Raw genomic sequence first — 21,876 nt, forward strand, 5'->3', positions numbered from 1 at the left:
TGGCGAGGATTCTCATAGTCTCGCCCCTCTATTTCGTGCCGTTGAGGAAGAGCTGCTTGTACTGGTCGGCGATGTGCTGCCAGCTGTACGCCTGCGCAATGCGCGCCTTCGCCCTCACGCCCAGATCCCGGATCTCCTCCGGATCCATCGCATCCGCCCTGTCGATCAGAGCCGCCAGATCACCCGGCTCCTTCGACCAGTACAACGCCGCGTCCTCGGCGACCTCGCGGTTGAACCCCACGCCCAGCAGCAGGTTCAGATCCGTGCTGCCCAATGCCTCCAACAGACTCGGATTCGTGCCACCGACCTCATGACCATGGAAATACGCGTACGCGTTCTCGCGGATCTTCATCAGAAGCTCCTTGTCGTACACGGTTCCCACGAACTTGATGCGCGGATCGCGGTCGAAATGAGTCTTCTCCCTGAGCTCCTCCAGGAACTTCTCCGACACGTTCGTGATCAGGGCGAAATCATGCGTCGAACGGCTCCTCATGAACTCGCGGATCATCGTCTCGTAGTTGTTCTCCGGCACGAACCGGCCCACCACCAGGTAATACGACTTCGGAGCCAGACCCTTCTCCCGGAACCAGTCCAGCAGCTTCGGATCATCATCCGCCAGACGGCTCGGACGGGTCTCCGCACCATACGAGATGAACGTCGTCTCCGGACGGTACTCCGCATACTCCTCGCGGATGTACTTCTCCATGTTCACCGAATCGCACACCATCAAATCGGCATGCTTCGTCATCATCTGCTCGGAGATCTTCCAATACTTGCGCACCGGAGCGCTCCACTTCGCGCGCATCCACTCATGCCCGTCCGGATTCACGTACAGCTTGCCCCCAAGCTTGTGGATCACACGCTCGAAATGCGCCGCGAACGGTCCGATGCGGCACGCCAGCACATACACGATCGGATGCGGGATACGGTTCCTGCGGATATATTTCACGCACGCCGACAACGCGGCAACGTCATACCAGATCGCCTGCGCCGGACCGATCTGGGGCACCTTCACCCGGAAACAACGCGCGTTGTGATACGAGAACACGCCCGACTCGGAATCCGACTTGCACGCCACATGGTACTTCAGGCCCTTCTCGCCCTCGTGGTACTCCGTCAGACGGTCCACGAACGTCTCGTACCCGCCGTAACTGCCCGGAATGCCCTTCGAACCGACGATAAACACATGCTGCGGTCCAAAACTGACATAACCGCCGTTATCGGCTGAAAGGCTCTTCTCCACTCTCTTCCTCCTGCTCGCTTCGCGTTTTCCGTAAGGGGGTAACGCGCCTCGCAACAAACTTGGCACCACTATATCGCAAGGGGGGTAACGAGAATCATTGCCCCGTCCAGTCGGCGAGCGCGGATGCGCCCGGAAATCGCGAGGCATGGACCATCATCCCGAGCTACCTGTTTGCGAGCAATGCGTCGTCGACGGCCTGACGCAGGAACTGGCTGCGAGTTTCGCCGTTGCGCCTGGCACGGGCGTCGATGGCGTTCACACGGGACTTGGGCAGCCGGAACGAGATGGTCTCCAACTCCTCATCGTAGATGCGCGGACGACCGGGGACGACGGGTCCCACGCCGCCCTTCCACTCTCCGGATTCGTATTCTTCGGCCATACGGTCGAGTTGCTCATCGGTCACCCCGAACAGCTTGTTGATTTCCTCTCGGTTCATGATTCCTCCTTGTAGCGCCGAGCTCCTTCATGGTCTTCCTCATTGATGTCCGGATGACGTTCATGCACTCACGGATGGACGATGACGTTCCCCATATGCGTTGAACCTCCATATATTTTTGTAATACAAAATTGTATTGCAAAATCATCGTTCCGTCTAGTGCCAAACAGCAACAGGACGGTACGCTCCTCTCTGCCTTCGACGACCAGCCACCCGCGGACTCTCACCATCCATCCGAATGTCAGCGACATCTAAATCCCCACAGACAAATTGCGCAAATCTTATCATGTGCAGAGATTAATCTCTGCACATGATAAGATTAGAGAAGATTGGCGAGATTGGAGACGCACCATGCAGTTGCCGACAAAGGAATCCCTGCGGACCGAATTCAAGAGCGAAAGGTCCGGCCCCGTCGACGATTCGGTAATCATCAACAACGTGGTCGCGCTCGCGAACACGCATGGCGGAACGCTGTATCTCGGCATCGAGGATGACGGTACGGTGACCGGCGTGAGCCGTCAGCACCGCAACATCAATCAGCTGGCCGCATACGTGTTCAACAATACGGTTCCGCCAACGCAGGTTCGATCATCGGTCATTGATTCGGACGGACAGAGCGTCGTCTCCATAACGGTGGATGAATCGACGCAATTGACGTGCACGAAAGGCGGACGAGTCCTCCATCGGGTGCTGAAGGCGAACGGCGAGCCGGAAAACGTCACCATGTATCCGTACGAGTTCATGTCGAGACTCTCCAGCATCGGACAATACGACTACAGCGGGCAACCGGCCCCTGATTCGTCATTGGACGACCTTGACCCCACATCCCGCGACCTGCTCCGGGAGGGAATCGCGCGCACCCATGCCGACGACCAGCTGCTTTCCCTGTCCGATGCGGAGTTCGACGGCGCGATGGGACTGACGGTGCGCAATATTCCGGCCGGCGACATCACGCCAACGGTCGCGGGCATATTGACCATCGGGGAAAAACAGGCATTGCGACGGACGATGCCGACGGCGAGCGCGACATTCCAGGTCATGCGGGGCGGATCGCCGGTGGTGGACAAGACCCTTCGGCTGCCCCTGGTGACGATGTTCGCCCGACTCGAGGAGTTGTTGGCTCCTTGGAACACGCAAACGGAAGTCATGTTGGGATCAAGGCACGCCAACTTCTTCGACGTGGACCGCGACGCGTTCCGCGAGGCAATGGTCAACGCGTTCTGCCACCGCGACTACACCATCCTCGGCCCCGTGCGCATCCAATTGGATGAGTCGGGATTGACGGTGGCGAATCCCGGGGGATTCGTGAGAGGAGTCAACTTCGACAACCTGCTCACGGTCTCCCCCACTCCGAGGAACCGGCAGCTCGCGGACATCCTCAAACGCTGCGGATACGTCGAACGAACCGGCCGCGGCATCGACCGCATCTTCGCAAGGACCGTGTCCTCCGGACGCCCGTTGCCGGATTATTCGCAATCGACGACGAACGAAGTGGTGCTGTTCCTCCGCAAAACCGAGGTCGACGAGCGCTTCATTCGCCTGCTGGATGCATTGACCGAACGACGCCGGTCTCCACTGCCCACAGAGAGCCTGATCGTGCTGGCCGCCCTGAACCAATACGGCCAGCTGCATATTGATGAGATTCCCGCAAAAACCAGTCTTGACCGGGAACGTGTACGTATGGCGTTGGATGACCTTCTCTCGTCGCGCTCCGTCGTAAGACGCGGCACGGGATATGCGATGGCCGACGACGGACACGACGCCACATCACGGAACCGCACGGCCTCCGGAGCCCAACCCCTCGCCCTTCGGAGTGATGTCCGCCAAACGCTCGACCATATCCGCGAATCAGGCGGAGAGGTCTCGGTATCGCAGGTGGCCGAACATCTCGGTGTGAGCTATGCGACCGCTTCCCGCCTACTGAAACGCATGCTGGCGGATGGATTGGTGCAGCACAGGGGATCCACCAGGAACTCGAGATACTTCGTGGAGTAATTATCGCCGCATGAAATCATCGGATGCTCCCGCCGTAACAACGAGAAGGGTCCGGCGCACGAGCGCCAGACCCTTCAGGAATCCGGAAGCCGAATCGACAACCGATCAGTACGCGCCCTTGTGGCTCAGGACGGCGCCGACGGTGCGGAACAGGAGCACGATGTCGCCCAGGATCGACCAGCTCTGCACGTACGCCACGTCCAGCGCCTCGCTCTCCTCGGCCGACAGGTCCGACCTGCCCGACACCTGCCACGGACCCGTGATGCCCGGCTTGACCAGCATGCGCGTGGCGTACAGACGGTTGTAGCGCGCATACTCCTCCGGCAGCGGCGGACGCGGCCCCACCACGGACATATCGCCCAGCCACACGTTGATGAACTGGGGCAGCTCATCGATCGAGAAGCGGCGGATGAAGTGGCCGACCTTGGTGATGCGCGGATCGTCCTTCATCTTGAAGATGAAGCGGTCCTTCTGGCCGGTCTCGGCGGCGAGCTTCGCCTTGAGCGCGTCCGCGTTGACCACCATCGAACGGAACTTGAGCATCTCGAACGGCTTGCCGCGCAGGCCGATGCGGGTCTGCTTGTAGAACACCGGGCCGCCGTCGGTGAGCTTGATCGCGATGGCGACCGGCAGCGTGATGATCAGCGACAGAACGATCGCGATCGAGGAGACCACGATGTCGAAGAGGCGCTTGACGATCGTGCGGGCGGGCGTGTACTGGGCGAGACGCTGCGTGATGATCGTCGTGCCCTGGATCGAGCGCACCTGGATCTCGTGGTTCGTGGTGTCCGCGGCGGAGGCGATGAACGCGATCTCCAGACCGAGCGTCTCCATGCGCGCGGAGAAGATGTTGAAGTTGTCCGAGAAGCGGCGCAGCACGTCGGAGATCATCACGGTCTGCGCGTTCGCGTCGACGAACCGCTCGGCGAGCGTGTGGTCGTCGTACTGGATGACGGGCAGCGTGTGGCCCCACGCGGCGTCGACGACGTCGTTCAGCGTCGCAAGATCGTGGTCAGGCTCGACCAGACCGGTGCGCTCGTCGAGACGGACCGGGCAGACGGCCACCGGACGGTAGTTGAGCTGGTCGCGGCGCGCGAGGAACCTGAGCGTGCGGGCGATGCCCTCCGGCGAGCCGACGACCACGGTGCCGTACGCGTAGCCGCCCTTCTCGCGCGTGCGGATGATGATGCGGCGCATGACGATGCGCTCGAGCAGCGTAAGGACGCCGGCCGCGGCCATGATCAGGCACAGCGTGCTGAAGTACAGGCTCAGATCGAACACGAAGCACACGGCGCACAGCACGCCCCACGTCTGGACCGTGCCGATGAACAGCAGGGAGTTGAGCTGGTAGCCGTCGCCCATCACGTGGCGATGGTAGACGCCCACCGCGTGCAGGCACAGCACGAAGATCAGGGCGGCGAGCGTGAGGTAGGCCGACAGGTCGAATTCGAAGCCGCCGAACCGGTCGGCGTACAGCGGCATCGGCTGGCGGTGGTACAGGTTGATGACCGTGGCGCCGGCGATGATGAACATGGCCGCGTCGATGAGCATCAGGGCGAGGTTGACGAAGAACCGCCAATACATGACGTGCGACAACTGACGTTGGCGGATGTCGCTCAGCTGCTCGTCCGTGCGGTGGGCCGCGGTCGTGCGCGGCGTGTTCGCGCGCGGCGCGGACGACGGCGATGTTCCGTTCGTGAAGGATTCCGAACCCATACTCCTCTTTCGCTCCTCTTTCCGCTTCCGCTGGTGCTCTGCTCTGCTCGGCGGCGGTTCTCTCTGCTTGTCTCGTCTCGCATCTCGCGGGGTCTCCAATCGGGGGTACCCCTTGACGTCATACTATACGGGAGCGTTCCCCAATGTGAAGAAAACGTTCACGCCCGGGGTTTCGCGAGCGGGACGGGTGAGGTTTCGATATCCCCGTCACTCGATCATGGCTTCGGCGTTCACGAGATGGAGGTCCGTTCCCAGGAATTTCTCCTTGGTGACCTCGCTCACCGGATGCTTGGTGAACAGGTAGTAGCTGCGCTCCCCCTTGACGCGGATCAACGGCGAGCGGGCCTTCAGCCTGTCGACGGCCTCGGTCTCGTTGAACCGCTCACGCCATTTGCATTCGCCGAGCGCCACACGGTGATGAATCGCATCCTCCATCACCACGTCGATGTCGGTCTGTTCGCGGGCAATGGGGTCGTTGCCCCACCATTTGCCGAACCGCGTGGGCATGAAATCGATGCTCCCCGCAGCACACTGGCGCAGCAGCCATTGCAGGCACATGCCCTCGAACTGCTGACCCACATACGTGTCGAACACCGGCCCGGAGGTTCCCGAAGCGCTCGCTGAGGCCCCCAGCCCCATGTCGATCGCCGCCGTGACGGGACTGACGAACTTGTACCAATAGGCGAAGAACGGATCCCTGAGCCTCCACAATCCCTTGCGCGAGTGCTTGGGATCCTCCCCGAACGGCACCAAGCGCTCCACCAATCCCAGATGCTCCAACGTTCGCAGGTACGAGCCGACGGTGTTCTGCTCCACCCCCGCGTATTCGCCGATCTCCTTCGGCTTGGTCCGCCCGGCTCCCAGAGCGTCAAGGACCGAGCCATACAAGGAGGGTTCCCTCAGTTCCTGACGCAGCAGCAGCATCGGCTCCTCATAGAGAATGCCCGACTGGCTGAAACACCGGAACTGGATGTTCTGCCGGAACGTCAACGCCGAATCGATCTGCTCCAGATAATAGGGAGTGCCGCCGAGCACGGCGTAATACTCCATCTTCTCCAGCCAGCCGGCGTCCGAAGGCATCATCCGGCACGCATCGAACAGATCGAACGGCTTGAGATGGATCTGCGCCGTACGACGACCGTACAGGGGGCTCTTGTAACCGAGCACCTTGCCTTCCATGAACCCCTCGTTACTGCCGCACAGGATCATCATGACGCCGGTGTTCTTGAAACGGTGATCGATAGCGATCTGCAGGATGGAGGGCAGGGCGGGTTCCGTTGCGGCAGCGTACGGGAATTCATCGAACACGAACACGAACGGATGGGACGAATCGGCTTCGGCCTTGTCTGCGATGAATCCCAGAGCGGAGTCCCAGCTCTCGAAGCCTCCGGCGAAGGCGGTTTCGCCGAAGAACTCGAGAGTCTTTCTGGAGAATTCACGCAGATTCGCGGTGGCGCTTTGTTCCTTCGCCGTGAACCACAGCGTTCGATGCGATTCGCAGAACCGCGCGATGAGCGCGGTCTTGCCCACGCGGCGACGCCCGTACATCACCACCATCTGGAATGTGCCAAGCGACCGGAGACGCTCGAGTGCCTCCAGCTCATGTTCTCTGCCGACGAAAACCATGACGCACCGCCTTCCTCCACGCTCTTACCGACAATGTGTTCCAAAACAAGTTGTTCATGCGTAAGTTGTTTTAGAACACACTAATACTACCCTGATGAGTGAATGCAAGCGGAAACATGCCGTTCGCCGGTGGCCAATGGCGAGGACGTTCCGGACGGCATCGATCTTCGCCGAGCGCGGATATGCACAATGTATCGATGGCACCTCCGGCCTCGGAAAATCGCCCGTCTCCCTCGTGACGAGCAGCCATCCGGGCAGCACGAGTATCTCGGACCGGCCATCCAACACACATCCGCAATCCCAATCGTGGTACTTAACGCGGAATCGGGCGCCCGACGCATTGAGTGCCACGGATTCGCGGGACTCAGCATGGAATCAGGCGGTTTCGATGCTGAGTACCACGAACCAGGCCGGATGGAGCCCGGCGCCGGTATTGATACGATGCCAAATCGTTGATTTTCCAACGATTCTTGAATCCGGATACGACTTGCGCAACCGGACATGCAGCAGGAACGTGGTACTTAACGCGGAATCGGTCCGCAAATGCACTGAGTACCACCGATTCGCGGGACTCGACACAGCAATCGGCCATCACGCCGCTGAGTACCACGGAGGCCTTCGCACTCCACCGCCAACGGGAGGTATCCGCCATCGACAGGCGGTTTTCTCTCGCCGAGGGCGTGGGCAGCGAGAGAAAACCGCCACCAACCGGCATGGATCGCTCGCCGAATCCGATCAGCGAGAGATTCGCGCCAGTCGATGGCACACATCTCCCACCGAGGCCAGGCCAAGCGAGAGATATCTGCCACCATCCGGCACGTATCTCCCGCCAACTCGCTCAGCGAGAGATTCGTGCCGGTCGACGGCGCACATCTCCCGTCAGAACATGACCAAGCGAAAGAAAACCGCCACCGTCCGGCGGGAACGGCACGATACGCGCTCAGCCCATCGCACCCAGATAGCATTCGTCGGAGGTCTTGCCCCAGGGTTGGTTCTAGTGATCGTTGCACCACCTGATGATCCGAGAGGAGAAGTCAGGTGTTGCAACGAGCACTAGAACCAACCCCAGGCGCCCCCCTAATTCACACAACGATCAGGCAAGGATTCGTACATCCATCTGACTGCAACAGCATACCCAACACCGCTGCCCGGACCCACAAAGTCGAGCCCTATGTACATAAAGAATGCTATTTAGGTATAAATGTGTATAAATTAGCATAAGTCAATAGGGAGGAGACCTTGGAACCGGAACACGACCCTACAGCAATGATGCATGCGCTGAATCCGTTCATGCCCGGAGCCGGGCGCAAACCACGCGAGCTCGCGGGCAGGGAACCGGAATTGGAGATCATGGACCGCATCATCGCCCGAACAAAGGCGGGATACTCGGATCGCGGTCTCATCTGCAGCGGCCTTCGCGGAGTCGGAAAAACCGTATTATTGCTCAGGATGAGGGACATGGCGCTCGCGCAGGGATTGATGGCCGTCCGCATGGAAGCGACGTCGGACGCACGACGGGACTACGAGCTGCTGCTCGGGGGATTGTCCAAAGCTGTCCTGCGCGAACGCAATAAATCCCTGAGGGAGCGACTGCTGGACGTACTGAAACACGTCAATGACGTATCCATCGAGCTTGGCGCTTTTGGCATCTCCCTCAAAACCGCGGACGACGCCCCCGCATCCTCGGATTCGCTGCAACTCGAGATGATGGTCGAGGAACTCTGCAGGGAGCTCAAGAAGAGGCATTCGGGACTGCTGCTGTTCATCGATGAGTTCCAGGAAATGCCGAACGATCTCATGGGAACCATTATCGGGCTGCAGCATGCGATGGGGCAGGACGACCTGCCGTTCTATGTCATCGCCGCCGGACTCCCCAATCTTCCGGGAGTCCTCACCAAATCCCGATCCTACGCCGAGCGGCTGTTCCAATACAGAAAAATCGGACGGCTGACGGAGTCTCAGACGAAGGAGTGCTTCATCGACACCATGAAGGGCGTCAGCACATTCGAAGACGACGCGCTCGACAGGCTCATTCAATTGTCACAGGGATATCCGTATTTCATCCAGGCATACGGATCCGCCGCCTTCGAAGCATCCGATTCATCGCCCATCCCCCTGTCCGCGGTGAATCGCGGCGAGGCCACCGCCCGAGCCTCAATCGATGATGGACTGTACGAATCACGCTGGCAGCGCGCCAGTCAATCGGAACGTACGTATATGCGGGTCATGGCCGAACTCGGCAAGGAGGTATGCTCCTCTTCCGAGATAGCCGACAAAGCGGGGAAGACCACTCCGGAACTCTCCAGAACCCGGAAAAGGCTCATCGAGGCCGGCCTGGCGTATTCGCCGGAACGCGGACTGATCGCATTCACCGTTCCGGGCATGGGAGAATACATCCGGCGTATCTCGCCTTCCGAGGAACAGGCGTATGGGAGCGACCGGGCGGACGCCCGCGCTAGCCGAGGGTGATGACGGAGTCGCAGTAGTCGAGGACCTCAGGGCGGTGGGTGACGATGAGGACGGTGCGGTCGCGCAGGGCACGGATGCGTTCGAGCATCGCGTGCTCGGTGGCCGAGTCGAGCGCGGAGGTCGATTCGTCGAGCAGCAGCACCGGCGCCTGGCTGTAGAGCGCGCGGGCGACGGCGATGCGCTGCATCTGCCCCTCGGACAGGCCGGCGCCGCGCTCGCCGAGCCGGGTGTCGTACTTGTCCGGAAGGTTCTCGATGAAGCCGGACGCGTCGGCGATGCGGCATGCCTCCTCGACACGCGCGTCGTCGATGGACGCGGGGTCCGGGTCGGGATCTGAGAACGCGACGACCTCGCGGATGGTGCCGCTCATCAGGTTGTTGCCCTGCGGCACGTACGCGAAGAATCCGCGCGGGATGTCGTGCGGGGGGATGAGAGAGGCGGACGGCCTCGTTCCGCCCACCGCCACGCCGAGGCGGCCGGACTGGGGCTGGTAGGCGCCGAGCAGCAGCTTCATCAGGGTGCTTTTGCCGATGCCGCTGCGGCCGGTGATCGCGACGAAATCGCCCTTTCGGATGTCTGTGGAGAAGTCGTCGAGGACCCGGTTGCGGCCGTACGTGAAGGTGACGTGGTCGAAGCGGATCGCGTCGGCGCGCGCGTAGAGGTTGCGGGCGGAGGGCACCGGTACCGACCCCGTAGGAGGATGCGGCCGGCCGCCGTCCGGGGCAGCATCCGTCATCCTGTCGATCGCCCCGCCCGATGCGGCGTACCGACCGAGGGATCGTGCGGACGGGTCCGTGTCGCCGCAGACGGCCATGAGGCGTTCGGCGCTGGCGAGGAGGGCGGCGTGACGCGGGAACATGCCGCCGATCATCGCGAACGGCGACTGGATCTGGCCGATCAGCTGGATGACGGCCATCATCGTGCCGTAGCTGATCCGCCCGTGCAGGATGCCGAATCCGCACCAGATGAATCCGACGAGATAGCCGAGGTTCATCGCGCTGGACAGGCCGGTGCTGGCCACGGCCGTGACCTTGACGCGGCGCATGCGGGCGCGGCGGTGGTCGGCCATGCGCATGTCGGCGAGCGCGCGCACCTTCCCGCCCACGCCGAACGCCTGGATGACGAGGAGCGATTCGAGGCATTCCTGCATGAACGAGCGGACGTTGCCCTCGGCCTCCTGCACGCGCTTGTGAAGTCGCTTGAGGATGCCGCGCAGGAGGAAGGAGGCGCCGGCCATCAGGCATCCGCCGATGATGAACACGGCGGTGAGGACGGGCGCGAGGACGATCATCACGGCGACGACGCCGACGATGCGGATCGCCATGGACACGGCGTTGGGCACGATCGACGCGGTGGCGCCGGAGACGACGGTGACGTCGGAGGTGAGGCGGTTCATGAGTTCGCCGGAGTGGTACTGCTGGGATCGGGCGACGGGGGCGTCGAGGATGCCGGCGAAGACGCGTGAGCGCATGCGGTTGTCCATGGAGCTGCGCGACCACTCCCCCACGAGCACGTTGACGGCGCGGATGGCGATCTGCACGGCGATCGCGATGGCGAAGACGGCGGCCTCGCGGATGAAGGCGGGCTCGTCGCGGGCGACGGCGGCGTCGATGGCGCCGCGCATCATGAGCGCGTAGCCGACGCCGATCGCGGCCATCGCGGCCTGGAACACGCACAGGGCGACGACGAGCCACAGGGCGCGGCCGAACACGTCGTACAGCCATCGGTAGGTGCGCCAGGTGGAGGGGGATGGTTCGGTCGCGTCGTCGCGAGGGGTGGGGGTGTCCGCAGTCATACCAGCCATCGTACAGGGCGGGCGGATGCGCGGGGAGCCGCTTTCTGCGTTGCGTGGGGTACTTCCGGGGGTCTGCGGATGTCCATCTCGTTTGCGAGGGGTACTCGACATGGGTATCACGCCCGGAAAACGGCTTGGTCTCGTTGTGGTCAAGCCGTTTCCCGGGGCTTATACCCACGATGGGTACCCCTCGTAGGCGAGATGGACATCCGCGGACCGCCGAAAGTACCCCCGGTAAGCCGAGTACCCCTTCGGACGATTGAATCCGGCGTCGCTCCGGGGCTCAATAGCTTCGAGCCCGCATCGGGAAACCTCAACGGCCAAACGCTCGACCGGTATCCCGTGAACAGCTTCGAGCCCGCGTCGGGGAACAGGCATATCCCCATCCGCCGATCGGTGGTACAACTCGACGGCTCGGGTGATTTCGAATCGTCGTACCAACCGCCTCGAATCGCGCTTCGGCATCCTTCCGCGGGGAATGGCGGAATTCCGGGGATCCGCGAATCATGGCGCTTGGCACATCACCCGATTCCAGGCGGATGCGCCGCGTTGTCCCAAGCGGTCTTGGTACGGCTCCCGGAAAGAGGCCGAATGCTCGCGTCGCACCAAGAAAATTTGGGACAATCGTCTGGAAAGGCCCGATATCCCGCGTAGTACCAAGCAACGTGGCCAGGTGGCCAATTCCGCGGGAGCACCCGTGCATAACGGTTGGTCCGAGGCGCGCGTTCACGTAACAAGCGAGTTCACGCGCTTTCGGAATGAGCAAAGGTTGAGGGTTCACCATGCCGGACCCTCAACCTATTGAAAGGGGCGCACCTGAAAGCACCCACCGGTATTGGCCATCCCCGCGCACCCGCCTTGGAATCGGGAAAGTTAGCACGTCTCAACCGGCATTTTCTCACAGCCACTAGGACGTTCCCGTCTCGAAGCCTTGTGACACGAGCGTAATCGACCGTCCGACACAAGCCGGACGACGTTGCCGCGTCACATACGCGGCGCGGCCGGAGCGCTTCATGCGCAACTTGGATGGAGCCGCGCGGCGGCTCGATGCTCGGGTACATGACGGCGATGTTCGTCGTAGCCTCCGCCAGGATCGACCCGATCACGGCGGACATCATCTGCGTGAGTCTGACGGCCTACGCGATGTGGCAGTACCACACGGAGAACCGCGAGTAGCGGCACACTCAGCCCTCTTGGCCCCAGAGGCCGGGCGGGTCGAACGCACGCGCGACTCTCCGGTCACGGTCAGCGAATGCTGATGTCACGAACAAGGGATGGGTTTGCCGGTCACCCAGTCCTCGCACTCGCCAGTGCCGGTTTCATGACTGATGAGGATGGTGTTCACGTCCTCGGACAGGACGATGATCTCGAAATTCGGGGATTCGTAACGTGAGTGTCGTTGCATGCGGCATTCCCAACTGCTCGTGTCGCATCGCGGCTCGCGATGAATGGTCAATTATCAAGGACCGCCCACCGTATCGGGCCGACGGGACATTGAGCGAACAACCGTCTCCACACTCTTGAAATGAGTCATACAAACGCATTTTTTGCAGAAAATTTCTTTTTTGCGCATTTTCTGATATGATTGATGCGTTAATCAAACGAAAGAGTGTGCTATGCTCATCGATTTCAGCTTTTCGAACTACAGAAGCTTCAAGGGGGAACAGGCCTTCTCGATGACGCGAGACACCCGCTTCCGCAGCGGGGCGTTCGCCGACGAGTCGACGATCACCGCAATCTACGGACCGAACGCATCAGGAAAGTCGAACTTTCTCAGGGCACTATGGTCCATGGCCGTCATGGTGCGCACCAGCTACAGCCAAGGCGATACCAATACCAGCATCCCCAGAGATCCATTCCTGCTGAGTCCCAAAGGACGGTCAGAGGAATCGTCGTTTTTCGCGGAATTCATTGCGGAGGACGGGCAGCGATACCGGTATTGGTTCCGATTCAATGACGACGTTATCTTGTACGAGGAACTGTCGGTGTTCAAAGCCATCGGCGACCGAACATCCTCTCATTCCTCAAAGTTATTTTCGCGCGACGAGAACGGCATCAGTTTCGGCAGCTCGTTCCGCGGTCCACGAGCGCAGATAAGACGGACCATCGAATTGCGTCCGAATGCTCTGGCCCTATCTGCAGCCGCAGCCGCAGGCATCGAATGCACACAACCCGCCTTTGACTTCTTCGCATCGTCAGTGACCTACTGCGACGCACAAGGATATCGCGACGAACAGCCACGTATCCTGAGCGAGTTCAAGCGCAAGACGTCGTTCTCGAAGCACCTCGCAATGCTGATACGATATGCCGACTTTGGCATCGATGCAGTACGAAGCGCCCCCGTGATCATCGATGAGGAGATGCGCGAATCGTTGAAGACGCAGCTTCAGCAACAATTCGGCGCTGATCCAGAAAAGGTGGATCGCATGTTTTCCTCCCCTCTGCAGGAATCGTCCGAACTGCAGTTCGAGCATGCGGGAGATGGAATCACCGCCACATTCGACGAACGTAATGAGTCGCAAGGAACAATCGCGGCGCTATCGTTCTTCTCCCTGGCACTACGGCAGCTTCTACACCCCACATTGACGCTGATCGACGAAATCGACACCAGTCTGCACCCGACGCTGGTGGAGGAATTCATCAGGCTATTTACCGACCCCGCTACCAATCCCCACAGGTCACAACTCATCTTCACCACACATGATTCCTCGTTGATCAATGTGTCGGGAAGCAAGGAGCGTATCATCGCCCCCGATCAGGTCTGGCTGGTGGAGAAATCCCCGACCGGATCCTCGGAGCTCTACCCGGTAACCGACTTGAAGGTTCGCAGAGAGGAGAACATCGGCAAGAACTATCTCAACGGTGTTTATGGAGCCATTCCGAAACCCAGTTTCCACACGGCCTTCGCGAGAATCATCGAGGAAGGCGATGCCGCATGAGCCGAAAGAAGACCACGCTCCCACCTCATGGACGTAAGACCAGGCGCTCCAATCGCGTAAGAGCAAGGCGATACCTTGTCGTATGCGGAGGCGAAGTCACCGAGCACCAGTACTTTGAATATCTGGAAACGACCATGAAAGACGTCGTCATCACGGTGATATCCAAAACGCTTGCACCGGCCCAACTCGCGGATTACGCCATGGAACTGAAGCATGACGACGAACGCGACAACGACGATCCACGGGATCGATACGCTTGCGTCTTCGTGGTCGTGGATGTTGACGACTTCCACGATCACGCTCAGGCACAGCGCACCTGCACCCGAAGCGGCATGCATCTCGTTATCTCCAACCCATGTTTTGAGGTATGGCTCATCGATCATGTGCGCTCCTGTCCTCCGTCATATACCATCACCGCCGATGTGGAAAAATACGCGGCCAAACTGCAGGTGACCACGGGGCCTCGCAACAAATACATCAATCTGACTCTCGTAGAGGGCCACATCCAAGACGCGATCGGCAACGCCCATCGACATAATTCCAGCGAGAAGGCCGTACTACGACATCAGTTGATTCCAAGGAAGGCCTCGGACTACGCCCCGTGGACGGATATGGCGGGTGTCATCGAAATCCTCAATGCAGATTCCATGTAATGGCAAGACACGGAGTGCGGGTATGGGGTAGATCTTGGCAGTGATTGCAACCTCCTTGCCTTGACATCACACCCCGACGGGACATCAAGGCAGAAGGGCGGTGGAGCTGGCCTGGACGGCGGCCTGGCTGATCGTGCAGGTGAGGCGGTGGATGGGGACGGTGCGCAGGAGGGTGTCGAGCAGACCGAGCGTGGCGGCCGCGGCGAGCGGGTCGGCGGGCATGTAGGTCTGGCGCAGGACGACCGGGAGCGCCTCGTCGACGGTCAGCCGCACGCAGGTGTTGGGCACGCCGTCGTCGTCGAGGAACGCGGGTCCGTTCGGGGTCGCGATCTCGGGGATCGGGTCGCGCGCCGCGTCGTGCAGGAGAATCGATTCGGCCACGCGCGAGGCGGTGGCCGGGTACGCGTGCGCGGCCGAGTCCCTGAGCGCGGATGCGTCGGCCGGGACGGCGCGCTCGACGACGCAGATGCCGCCGAGGGGCGCGCTCACGTTGCGCTGCCATCCCTCCTTGCCGGCCCACGGGGTGCCGTACGCGACGACGCGCGGGGCGCCGCCGGACGAGTCGCGTTCGATGCGCAGGATCGGCTTGTCGCCGTTGATGATGGCGACGCGATCGCCGAACACGCGCCGCCACAGTCGGATGTGGGTGCTTTTGCCGGTGCCGGACGGCGCGGTGAAGATATACGCGCGTCCGTCGACCTCGATGGTGGCGCCGTGGAAGACGAGCCGGTCGTGCATGGGTCCGTATTCGGCGATTCTGCGGAAGACGGCGAGGGTCTCGAGATAGTCGTCGCGCCAGTCGCCGGGTTCGCCGATGGTGCGTTCGTGGTCGATGTCCGACTGGGTGGTCGCGACGGCGAGGTCGGCCTCGCGCGCGTCGGCGTCGAAGCCGCGGGAGGCGATGAGGTAGTCGGCGCACTGGATGCGGATGCGGTCGTGGATGGACCGGACAGCCACGTCGAGCCCGGCCACGCGCATACGGAAATCAGTCATACGGCTATCTTAGCGGGGCGAGGGTGCAGTGCGTCCGAGCGGGTGCGGTCGGACATGGTGATGGGGCGAGCGGGGCGAACAAGAGCGGAATCCTCAATTGCCAAATCTATTACAAGAAAAGGGCGAAGCGGCAGTGCCACATCGCCCTTAATCTCCTGTAATCCGCGCAAAGCTCATTGGCCGCTACTCTGTAGGGCCGTCAATCCCAGTCGATGCTGCCACCACCGTTGCCGTTTTCGGTACCACAGGGACCCACATGATTCGGACCACACGCGTTGTTCATATTAGACTCACAGATAACATCGTTGGATGTCACCATAAGCAGTTCCAAAGAAGGCTCTTTATATAGCTTCATGATAATCTTCTTTCCCACCCTGTGAAGGGTTATCTAAATTTCAAATATCTGTATCCGAATGTCAACTTATGGGTCAACATCCGGATACAGAAGCTAGGACTCCGGCAAAGCCGAATTACTGCACATCACCGAAGCCCATGGAATCGGATTCGGGATGAGATGCGCCCGAACCATCTTGGGATGACGAAGTCCTGCCGGATCCCGTAGTTCCCTTCTGAGACGATTGCGAATCACTGTCAGAAGTTGAAGAACCATCGGACTGCTCCTGTAGGGCTTTATCAAAGTCCAAGGATCCTTCGCCGTCAGGGCTGATACTGGTGGCTGAAGAGCCATCGGTATCAGTCTGCGACGTACTAGTGGATGTATCAGCGGCAGGATTATTCCTAACACCATCAGCTTGGCGATTACCGACAAAGACCAATGCGCACACGATGCAGATGACTGCAATGACCGCGATAACCGCGATAACCACCGTACGATGATTACGCAGTACAGCCGCGCCACCTACACCATGACGCGCATTGGTTTTCTTCTCTCCCATCATTGAATCCGATCAGCCGGTCACTCAGGCGATGGTACCGTCTTTTTGCAGAGTAACCTGATACGTCGAGCCAGAGACCGTAACACCATCCAGAGTCGTCCAGCTGGGGGTAATGTCCAGAGTGACACCGCCGGGCATGTTATTGATGACACCAGTGGTCACGTAACGGGCATCGCCTTGTTCCGGAAGCTGCTCATAGCCTTCATACCCCACGTAGGGATTCTTCGGGAACAGCTTGTTGGCGTTACCGGCGACCACGTAGTCATAGATACCCGTGGAAGTGATATCGCCGAGGGTACGTCCCGCGTACTCCACATGGAAGTTGACCGACTTGAAGTTGTAGCTGTCCACGCCGGAGATGAAACGGAGATTGTACCTACCGGTCTTGGTGCCCGGAGCCACCTGCACGCCAGTGACCTTGATGGTCTCGTCGCTGACGAAGTGCGGGTACAGAGAGCCCGTGTACTTGTCGGTGCTCACGACCACGGTCTGGCCGTAGGTGCCGTCGAAGGTCTCGTCGGACGGGTTCCAGTTGTGGTGCCTCTCGTCGGACGTGGACGCCTGAAGAGCGTCCTCCTTCTCGAACGCGGACTGGCTGGTGTACCAGCCGGCGAAGAGCTTGGAGGTCTGGGTCGGGGCGTCGCCGTCGGTGCTGTACTTGCCGACCCACGGGAGGCCGTACAGGGTGACGGTACCGGCGGTGCTGTTCTTCACGGCCTCGAACGGGGAGCCCGAAGCGGTGATCACGTGGCGGCCGTAGACGGCGCGGCCGTCGGCGTTCACGTCCTCGAGGTAGGCGGCGGAAAGGCCGTTCTCCGACGAGTAGGTGGACTGGGACAGCTTGGCGGCGGCCGGGGTGGAGCCCGCGGTCTCGGCCTTCACCAGCGCGGCGAGCTGGGCCAGGGTGTTGTCGGTCTTGGCGGCGCCGCTGCTCCACAGCTCGTAGGAGCTGGTGTCCTCACCGGCGACGGAGGCGTTGGCGTTCACCTTGGCGGCGAACTTGGCGCCGCTCTTCTGGGCTTCCCGAATCCAGTAGGACTGGTTCGCGATCTTCACATCGCCGGCTTCGGTGCCACCAGCGAGGATGTTGATCTTGGAACCGGCCTCGGACTCGATGACCTTCGGGGAGTTGGTGTGCAGGGTGTCGTTGATGCTGCCGGCGGTGATGTTGGCCGTGGCCGAACTGCGGAGCTCGAGAGCCCAGCTGTCGGTGGAGGCGGCCTGTGCGTCGGTATCGTTCTCGACTACCTGATCCAGCTGCGCCTTCGGGTTGTCGAGGTTCAGCGTACCGGTGGTGTTGGAGCCATTGTGGTTCTTGTCAACGCCGTTGCCGATCTTGACGCTGCTGATCTTCACGTTGTTGCCACCGGTGATGTTCACCGTCGCGGACGAGGAGACGGCACCGTTGAGATAAGTCTTGCCGAGAACTTCCTTATCCTTCTGGTTGGAGTAGATGCCGTTCGTGATGTTGATGGTCGCATCAGTCACACCCGGCTCCGAATACACAGCCGCATCACGACCCCACACGGTCGGGTAAGCCGCGGTACGCTTGATAGTCAACGCCCCCAGCAAATCATTAAGGGCCTTGACAATCAAGTTACTATCACTAAGTCCCGGAAGAACCTGAATATCCAGTCCTGCTTGCTCGGAACGCTTGTATTCACCAGAGCTGTTCAGATTAACAATGGACTGTCCCGCAGTTACGGCAATCGCGCGCTGCTGATTCAATGCATTCTTAGCACCAGCAGCCACGTGAGCAGTGTCTTCGAGATTCAAAGTACCACCGGCCACATTAATGGCAGTCGGAATGCCCTTGACTCCACCCACCAGATTCAGAAGTCCCTGCAGGCCCAGAAGACCCAGTAGATTCGTGCCGGTAAGGTTGATGTCATCGAGGACGATGGTTCCCGCGAGTGTCAACGTCTGATTCTGGGGAACAGTAAAGATCACATTGCGCAGAATCGCGGAAGAACCTTCACCCGTGATCGTCACGGAATGATCGAGAGTATATTCCACAGGCGTGCCATAGCTATCCGCCAAATCCGTTTCGCCGCCAAAGGCAAGTCCAAGATCGATCAGTGCCTTACCGGCGTTGAACTTGATGGTCTTGTTGACGGTGATGTTGCTGGCGCCGCTGGTGATGCAGGTGTTGAACGTATCCTGATCGGATGCAGCACACGTGCCGTCCGCGGCGTTCGCGGGGGCGATGGCGAAGGTCGACAGGAGCATCGCGGCGGAGGCCACGATGGCGGCCGCGACGGTGCCCTTCGTACGTAGTTTCTTCATACTTTCTCCTTCGTGGGCGCGGCCGTCATGACCGTGCTTTCGAACGATTGTCGGACCCCCGTGCTCAGACCCCGAATGCGAAACTTCCACGATTCCGCGAACCGCTACAAGGCCTACTCACGTATGGAATCCTTTCGGTTGACTAAGATAGCGACACCCCCCCTACCACCCCTGAGACCGATACCACCAATCGGACCGCTTTCACCATCGATACACAGGTGACACTGCGTCAATAAATGCGACATAGTTGCCTAGAATTGCCGAAATTCCAAGCTTTCCGCACCTTCACAACGAGTTCATCGAATCGTAACCTCCCCCGCGAAACGCCGGGGTCTCCGCACGTCCCGCATAACACCGTGGACCGATCATGGTGATTCCGCAGGACCCGTTCCAACCCCGATTTCCGAGCCGTACGCTGCGCTGACGCGAGGTTGAAGTCTCCCATCACCCACCGCGCGCGAGGACTCGCGGGGGCTTCGTCCACATCGGCCGTACGGGTGGAGCGGACGCGGGCGGGTCCCCTACCGTGGCGGCATGATCACCTACGGCTCCATCGAAGACGATGCGGCATCAGCCGCCACCACTCCCCCACCGGGCGCGATGTACGCGTCCGAGCTCGCGCAGCCCACCGCGCAATCGCCCTCCATGCTCGTCTCGCTCGACCAGCGCAGACGCGACGCGATCCGACGCTGCACCGACGCGGCGCGATCGGCCGGCACGCAGCTGCTGTTCGGCATGACCACATCACTCGCCCTGCAATCCGCGCCGATCCCGGACGGATGCGACCTCGACCCGACGCTCCTGCACACGGTGTCCAGCGACCGGACGAAACGCGTGCGGTCGGGCGCGACCGTCACGCACCTGTGGCGGGCGCTGCCGCAGAACGGCAACGTGCGCGTCAACCGGAACGTCTACGCGCTCGACCTGTTCCACACGTGGGCGCAGCTCGCCGACCACCTGCCACTCGAATCGCTGATCGTCCTCGGCGACGCGATCATCACCGCGACGGCGAGACAGCGGGCGCTCGCACGCGGACGGGATGCGGCCGGCGTGCATCGCGACCTGCTCGCGTTCGCCGAGACGCTGCCGCGGTTCAAGGGCAAACGCGCGTGCCTGTCGTCCATCCAACTCATCCGGCCGGGCGCCGACTCGCCGCCGGAGTCGCGCGAACGGCTGTCATTGCTGCGTCACGGACTGCCGGACATGGCGTTGAACCACACGGTGCCGGACGTCGCGTTCCGCTCCGGCGCGGCGATGACGCTGGACATGGCGTGGCCGCAGTGGCGGGTGGCGGTCGAGTACGACGGCGACCAGCATCGCACGGACAAGGCGCAGTGGCGGCGGGACACGGAGAAACGCGACCTGCTGCGCGGGCGCGATTGGGTCATCTTCGTCGCGACCGGGGCGACGCTGGCGGATGCGGGCGCGAGGGCGGAATTCGCGTTCCGTGTGGCGCGGGTGCTGACGATGCGTGGGGCGGAGTTCATGTTCCGGGTGGCCGAGGCGCCGATCGAGACCGTGATTCGGGAGGTGCGGAGGCGGGGATAGATGCGGGCGCGGGGCGAGGCGGGATGCGTCGTTCCGTCCCCGGCACATGTGAAGGTTACCGGGCAAGGGCCGATGCGTTGAAGCCTCCAGCGAGGCTTACACAGGACGGACCGCGCGGGACTCAGCGACGAATTGGCCGGCAGCATCGAATACCGCATCCGGTGGGACTCGATGCGCTCGCAGCCGTGTTTTGTGCTGGATGCCACGGATTCGCGGGATTCAGTGCGTTTGCGGCCGGATTTTGTGCTGGACACGACGGATTCGCGGGACTCGGCATCGGAATCGGACGTGAACACCACGAGCCCCTCGCGCAGGCGGCCTTACGCGCTTTCGACGCGGTCTGGTTCGTCGGGAAATGGCCGATTTGACAATGCGCTGATACTGGCGGAGACCGCGCGAACGAGTGCGGCGTGGTACTCAGCGTCGAGATCAGGCGCGGATGTGCCGAATACCCCATCCGGGGGTACTCAGCGACGAAACCGGGCCGGAATACGCTGAGTACCACGATTCCGCGGGACTCAGCATGCTTTCCGGCTGTTTTTGCACTGAGTACCACGGGCTCCCTGCGCGGGCGGTCTTGCATGCCGGCAACACGATTGCGCTTCGTTGGAAAATAGCCGATTTGACGATGCGTCAATAATGGCGGAGGCCGCGTGCGCGTGGACGTCGTGGTACTCAGCGTCAAAATCGAACCGAAATCCACTGAGTACCCCCGATTCGTGGGACTCGGCATCAGAATCGGGCGAAACCTCACTGAGTACCACGGATTGGGCACGGGGCACGTGAGGCCACGCGGCACATCGCATCGCCCGCGTTCTTACTCCGGGAATTCAACGGAAAAGTGATGCAATCCCCGGAGTGAACCGTGAGAATCCCGGAGCACGATGACAGGAATCCCGAAGTTGGCAGGGGAATCCAGAGCACTATGCAAGGAACCGGGGCCGCATTCCCTCCTCCGGGAATTCCACGGATTACTCCGGGAATTCATACGGAAAAGTGATGCAATTCCCGGAGCGAACGGTGAGAAGCCCGGAGCGAACCACGGGGCCGAGGGATTCTGAGCGAGACGCGGGGCCGACGCCGAGCAATACCGCGCTCCATCCCGGGACTCCTGCGCCTTACTCCGGGAATTCATACGGAAAAGTGATGCAATTCCCGGAGCGAACCGTGGGAATCCCGCAGCACGATGACAGGAATCCCGAAGTTGGCAGGGGAGTCCCGGAGCACTATGCAAGGCACCGGGGCCGCATTCCTCCTCCGGGAATTTCACGGATTACTCCG

The 21,876-nt window shown here is 61.1% G+C and carries 13 protein-coding genes; 5 read left to right on the plus strand and 8 right to left on the minus strand.

Features of this window, described 5'->3' with window-relative positions; translation table 11 throughout:
- Window positions 1-28: 28 nt before the first annotated feature.
- Window positions 29-1,243 carry a beta 1-4 rhamnosyltransferase Cps2T gene (cps2T, locus tag JS528_RS07380; RefSeq protein WP_338069781.1) on the minus strand — a complete coding sequence of 405 codons (1,215 nt, stop codon included), beginning with the start codon at window positions 1,241-1,243 and terminating at the stop codon, window positions 29-31.
- A 163-nt stretch (window positions 1,244-1,406) separates the two neighbouring features.
- Window positions 1,407-1,679, minus strand: coding sequence for a ribbon-helix-helix protein, CopG family (locus tag JS528_RS07385; protein WP_214358445.1), 273 nt, complete (start codon window positions 1,677-1,679; stop codon window positions 1,407-1,409).
- Between the two features lie 351 nt (window positions 1,680-2,030).
- Between JS528_RS07385 and JS528_RS07390 the strand changes: the two genes are divergently transcribed.
- On the plus strand, window positions 2,031-3,674 hold the full coding sequence (locus JS528_RS07390; RefSeq protein WP_214358446.1) for an RNA-binding domain-containing protein: 1,644 nt from the start codon (window positions 2,031-2,033) through the stop codon (window positions 3,672-3,674).
- A gap of 105 nt (window positions 3,675-3,779) precedes the next feature.
- Here JS528_RS07390 and JS528_RS07395 read toward each other — a convergent pair whose 3' ends face one another.
- Both JS528_RS07395 and JS528_RS07400 read right to left on the minus strand, forming a co-directional pair.
- On the minus strand, window positions 3,780-5,390 hold the full coding sequence (locus tag JS528_RS07395) for a sugar transferase (RefSeq protein WP_214358447.1): 1,611 nt from the start codon (window positions 5,388-5,390) through the stop codon (window positions 3,780-3,782).
- A gap of 207 nt (window positions 5,391-5,597) precedes the next feature.
- Window positions 5,598-7,016 (minus strand): ATP-binding protein, encoded by a 1,419-nt coding sequence (locus tag JS528_RS07400; protein ID WP_214358448.1) that lies wholly within the window; start codon window positions 7,014-7,016, stop codon window positions 5,598-5,600.
- Window positions 7,017-8,255: 1,239 nt separating this feature from the next.
- On the opposite strand from JS528_RS07400, the gene JS528_RS07405 reads away from it, so the two are divergent.
- On the plus strand, window positions 8,256-9,485 hold the full coding sequence (locus JS528_RS07405) for an ATP-binding protein (RefSeq protein ID WP_240541396.1): 1,230 nt from the start codon (window positions 8,256-8,258) through the stop codon (window positions 9,483-9,485).
- Here JS528_RS07405 and JS528_RS07410 read toward each other — a convergent pair.
- On the minus strand, window positions 9,472-11,280 hold the full coding sequence (locus JS528_RS07410) for an ABC transporter ATP-binding protein (protein ID WP_214358449.1): 1,809 nt from the start codon (window positions 11,278-11,280) through the stop codon (window positions 9,472-9,474). The genes JS528_RS07405 and JS528_RS07410 overlap by 14 nt on opposite strands.
- Window positions 11,281-12,896: 1,616 nt before the next feature.
- On the opposite strand from JS528_RS07410, the gene JS528_RS07415 reads away from it, so the two are divergent.
- On the plus strand, window positions 12,897-14,219 hold the full coding sequence (locus JS528_RS07415; protein ID WP_214358450.1) for an AAA family ATPase: 1,323 nt from the start codon (window positions 12,897-12,899) through the stop codon (window positions 14,217-14,219).
- Window positions 14,216-14,872: an RloB family protein gene (locus JS528_RS07420; RefSeq protein ID WP_214358451.1), complete on the plus strand. Its 657-nt coding sequence runs from the start codon at window positions 14,216-14,218 to the stop codon at window positions 14,870-14,872. The genes JS528_RS07415 and JS528_RS07420 overlap by 4 nt, the downstream gene beginning before the upstream one ends.
- 84 nt (window positions 14,873-14,956) lie before the next feature.
- Here JS528_RS07420 and JS528_RS07425 read toward each other — a convergent pair whose 3' ends face one another.
- From JS528_RS07425 to JS528_RS07435, 3 genes are all read right to left on the minus strand, one after another.
- The gene (locus JS528_RS07425) at window positions 14,957-15,865 is read right to left on the minus strand and encodes a hypothetical protein (RefSeq protein ID WP_214358452.1); all 909 of its coding nucleotides are present in this window, start codon (window positions 15,863-15,865) and stop codon (window positions 14,957-14,959) included.
- A gap of 470 nt (window positions 15,866-16,335) precedes the next feature.
- On the minus strand, window positions 16,336-16,764 hold the full coding sequence (locus tag JS528_RS07430; RefSeq protein ID WP_214358453.1) for a hypothetical protein: 429 nt from the start codon (window positions 16,762-16,764) through the stop codon (window positions 16,336-16,338).
- A gap of 21 nt (window positions 16,765-16,785) precedes the next feature.
- Window positions 16,786-19,047: a hypothetical protein gene (locus tag JS528_RS07435; protein ID WP_214358454.1), complete on the minus strand. Its 2,262-nt coding sequence runs from the start codon at window positions 19,045-19,047 to the stop codon at window positions 16,786-16,788.
- 534 nt (window positions 19,048-19,581) lie between these two features.
- On the opposite strand from JS528_RS07435, the gene JS528_RS07440 reads away from it, so the two are divergent.
- Window positions 19,582-20,595, plus strand: a complete 1,014-nt coding sequence (locus JS528_RS07440) for a hypothetical protein (protein ID WP_240541397.1) — start codon at window positions 19,582-19,584, stop codon at window positions 20,593-20,595.
- Window positions 20,596-21,876: the final 1,281 nt, after the last annotated feature.

Source organism: Bifidobacterium santillanense (genome assembly GCF_018555385.1).
GTDB classification, from domain to species: Bacteria; Actinomycetota; Actinomycetes; order Actinomycetales; family Bifidobacteriaceae; genus Bifidobacterium; species Bifidobacterium santillanense.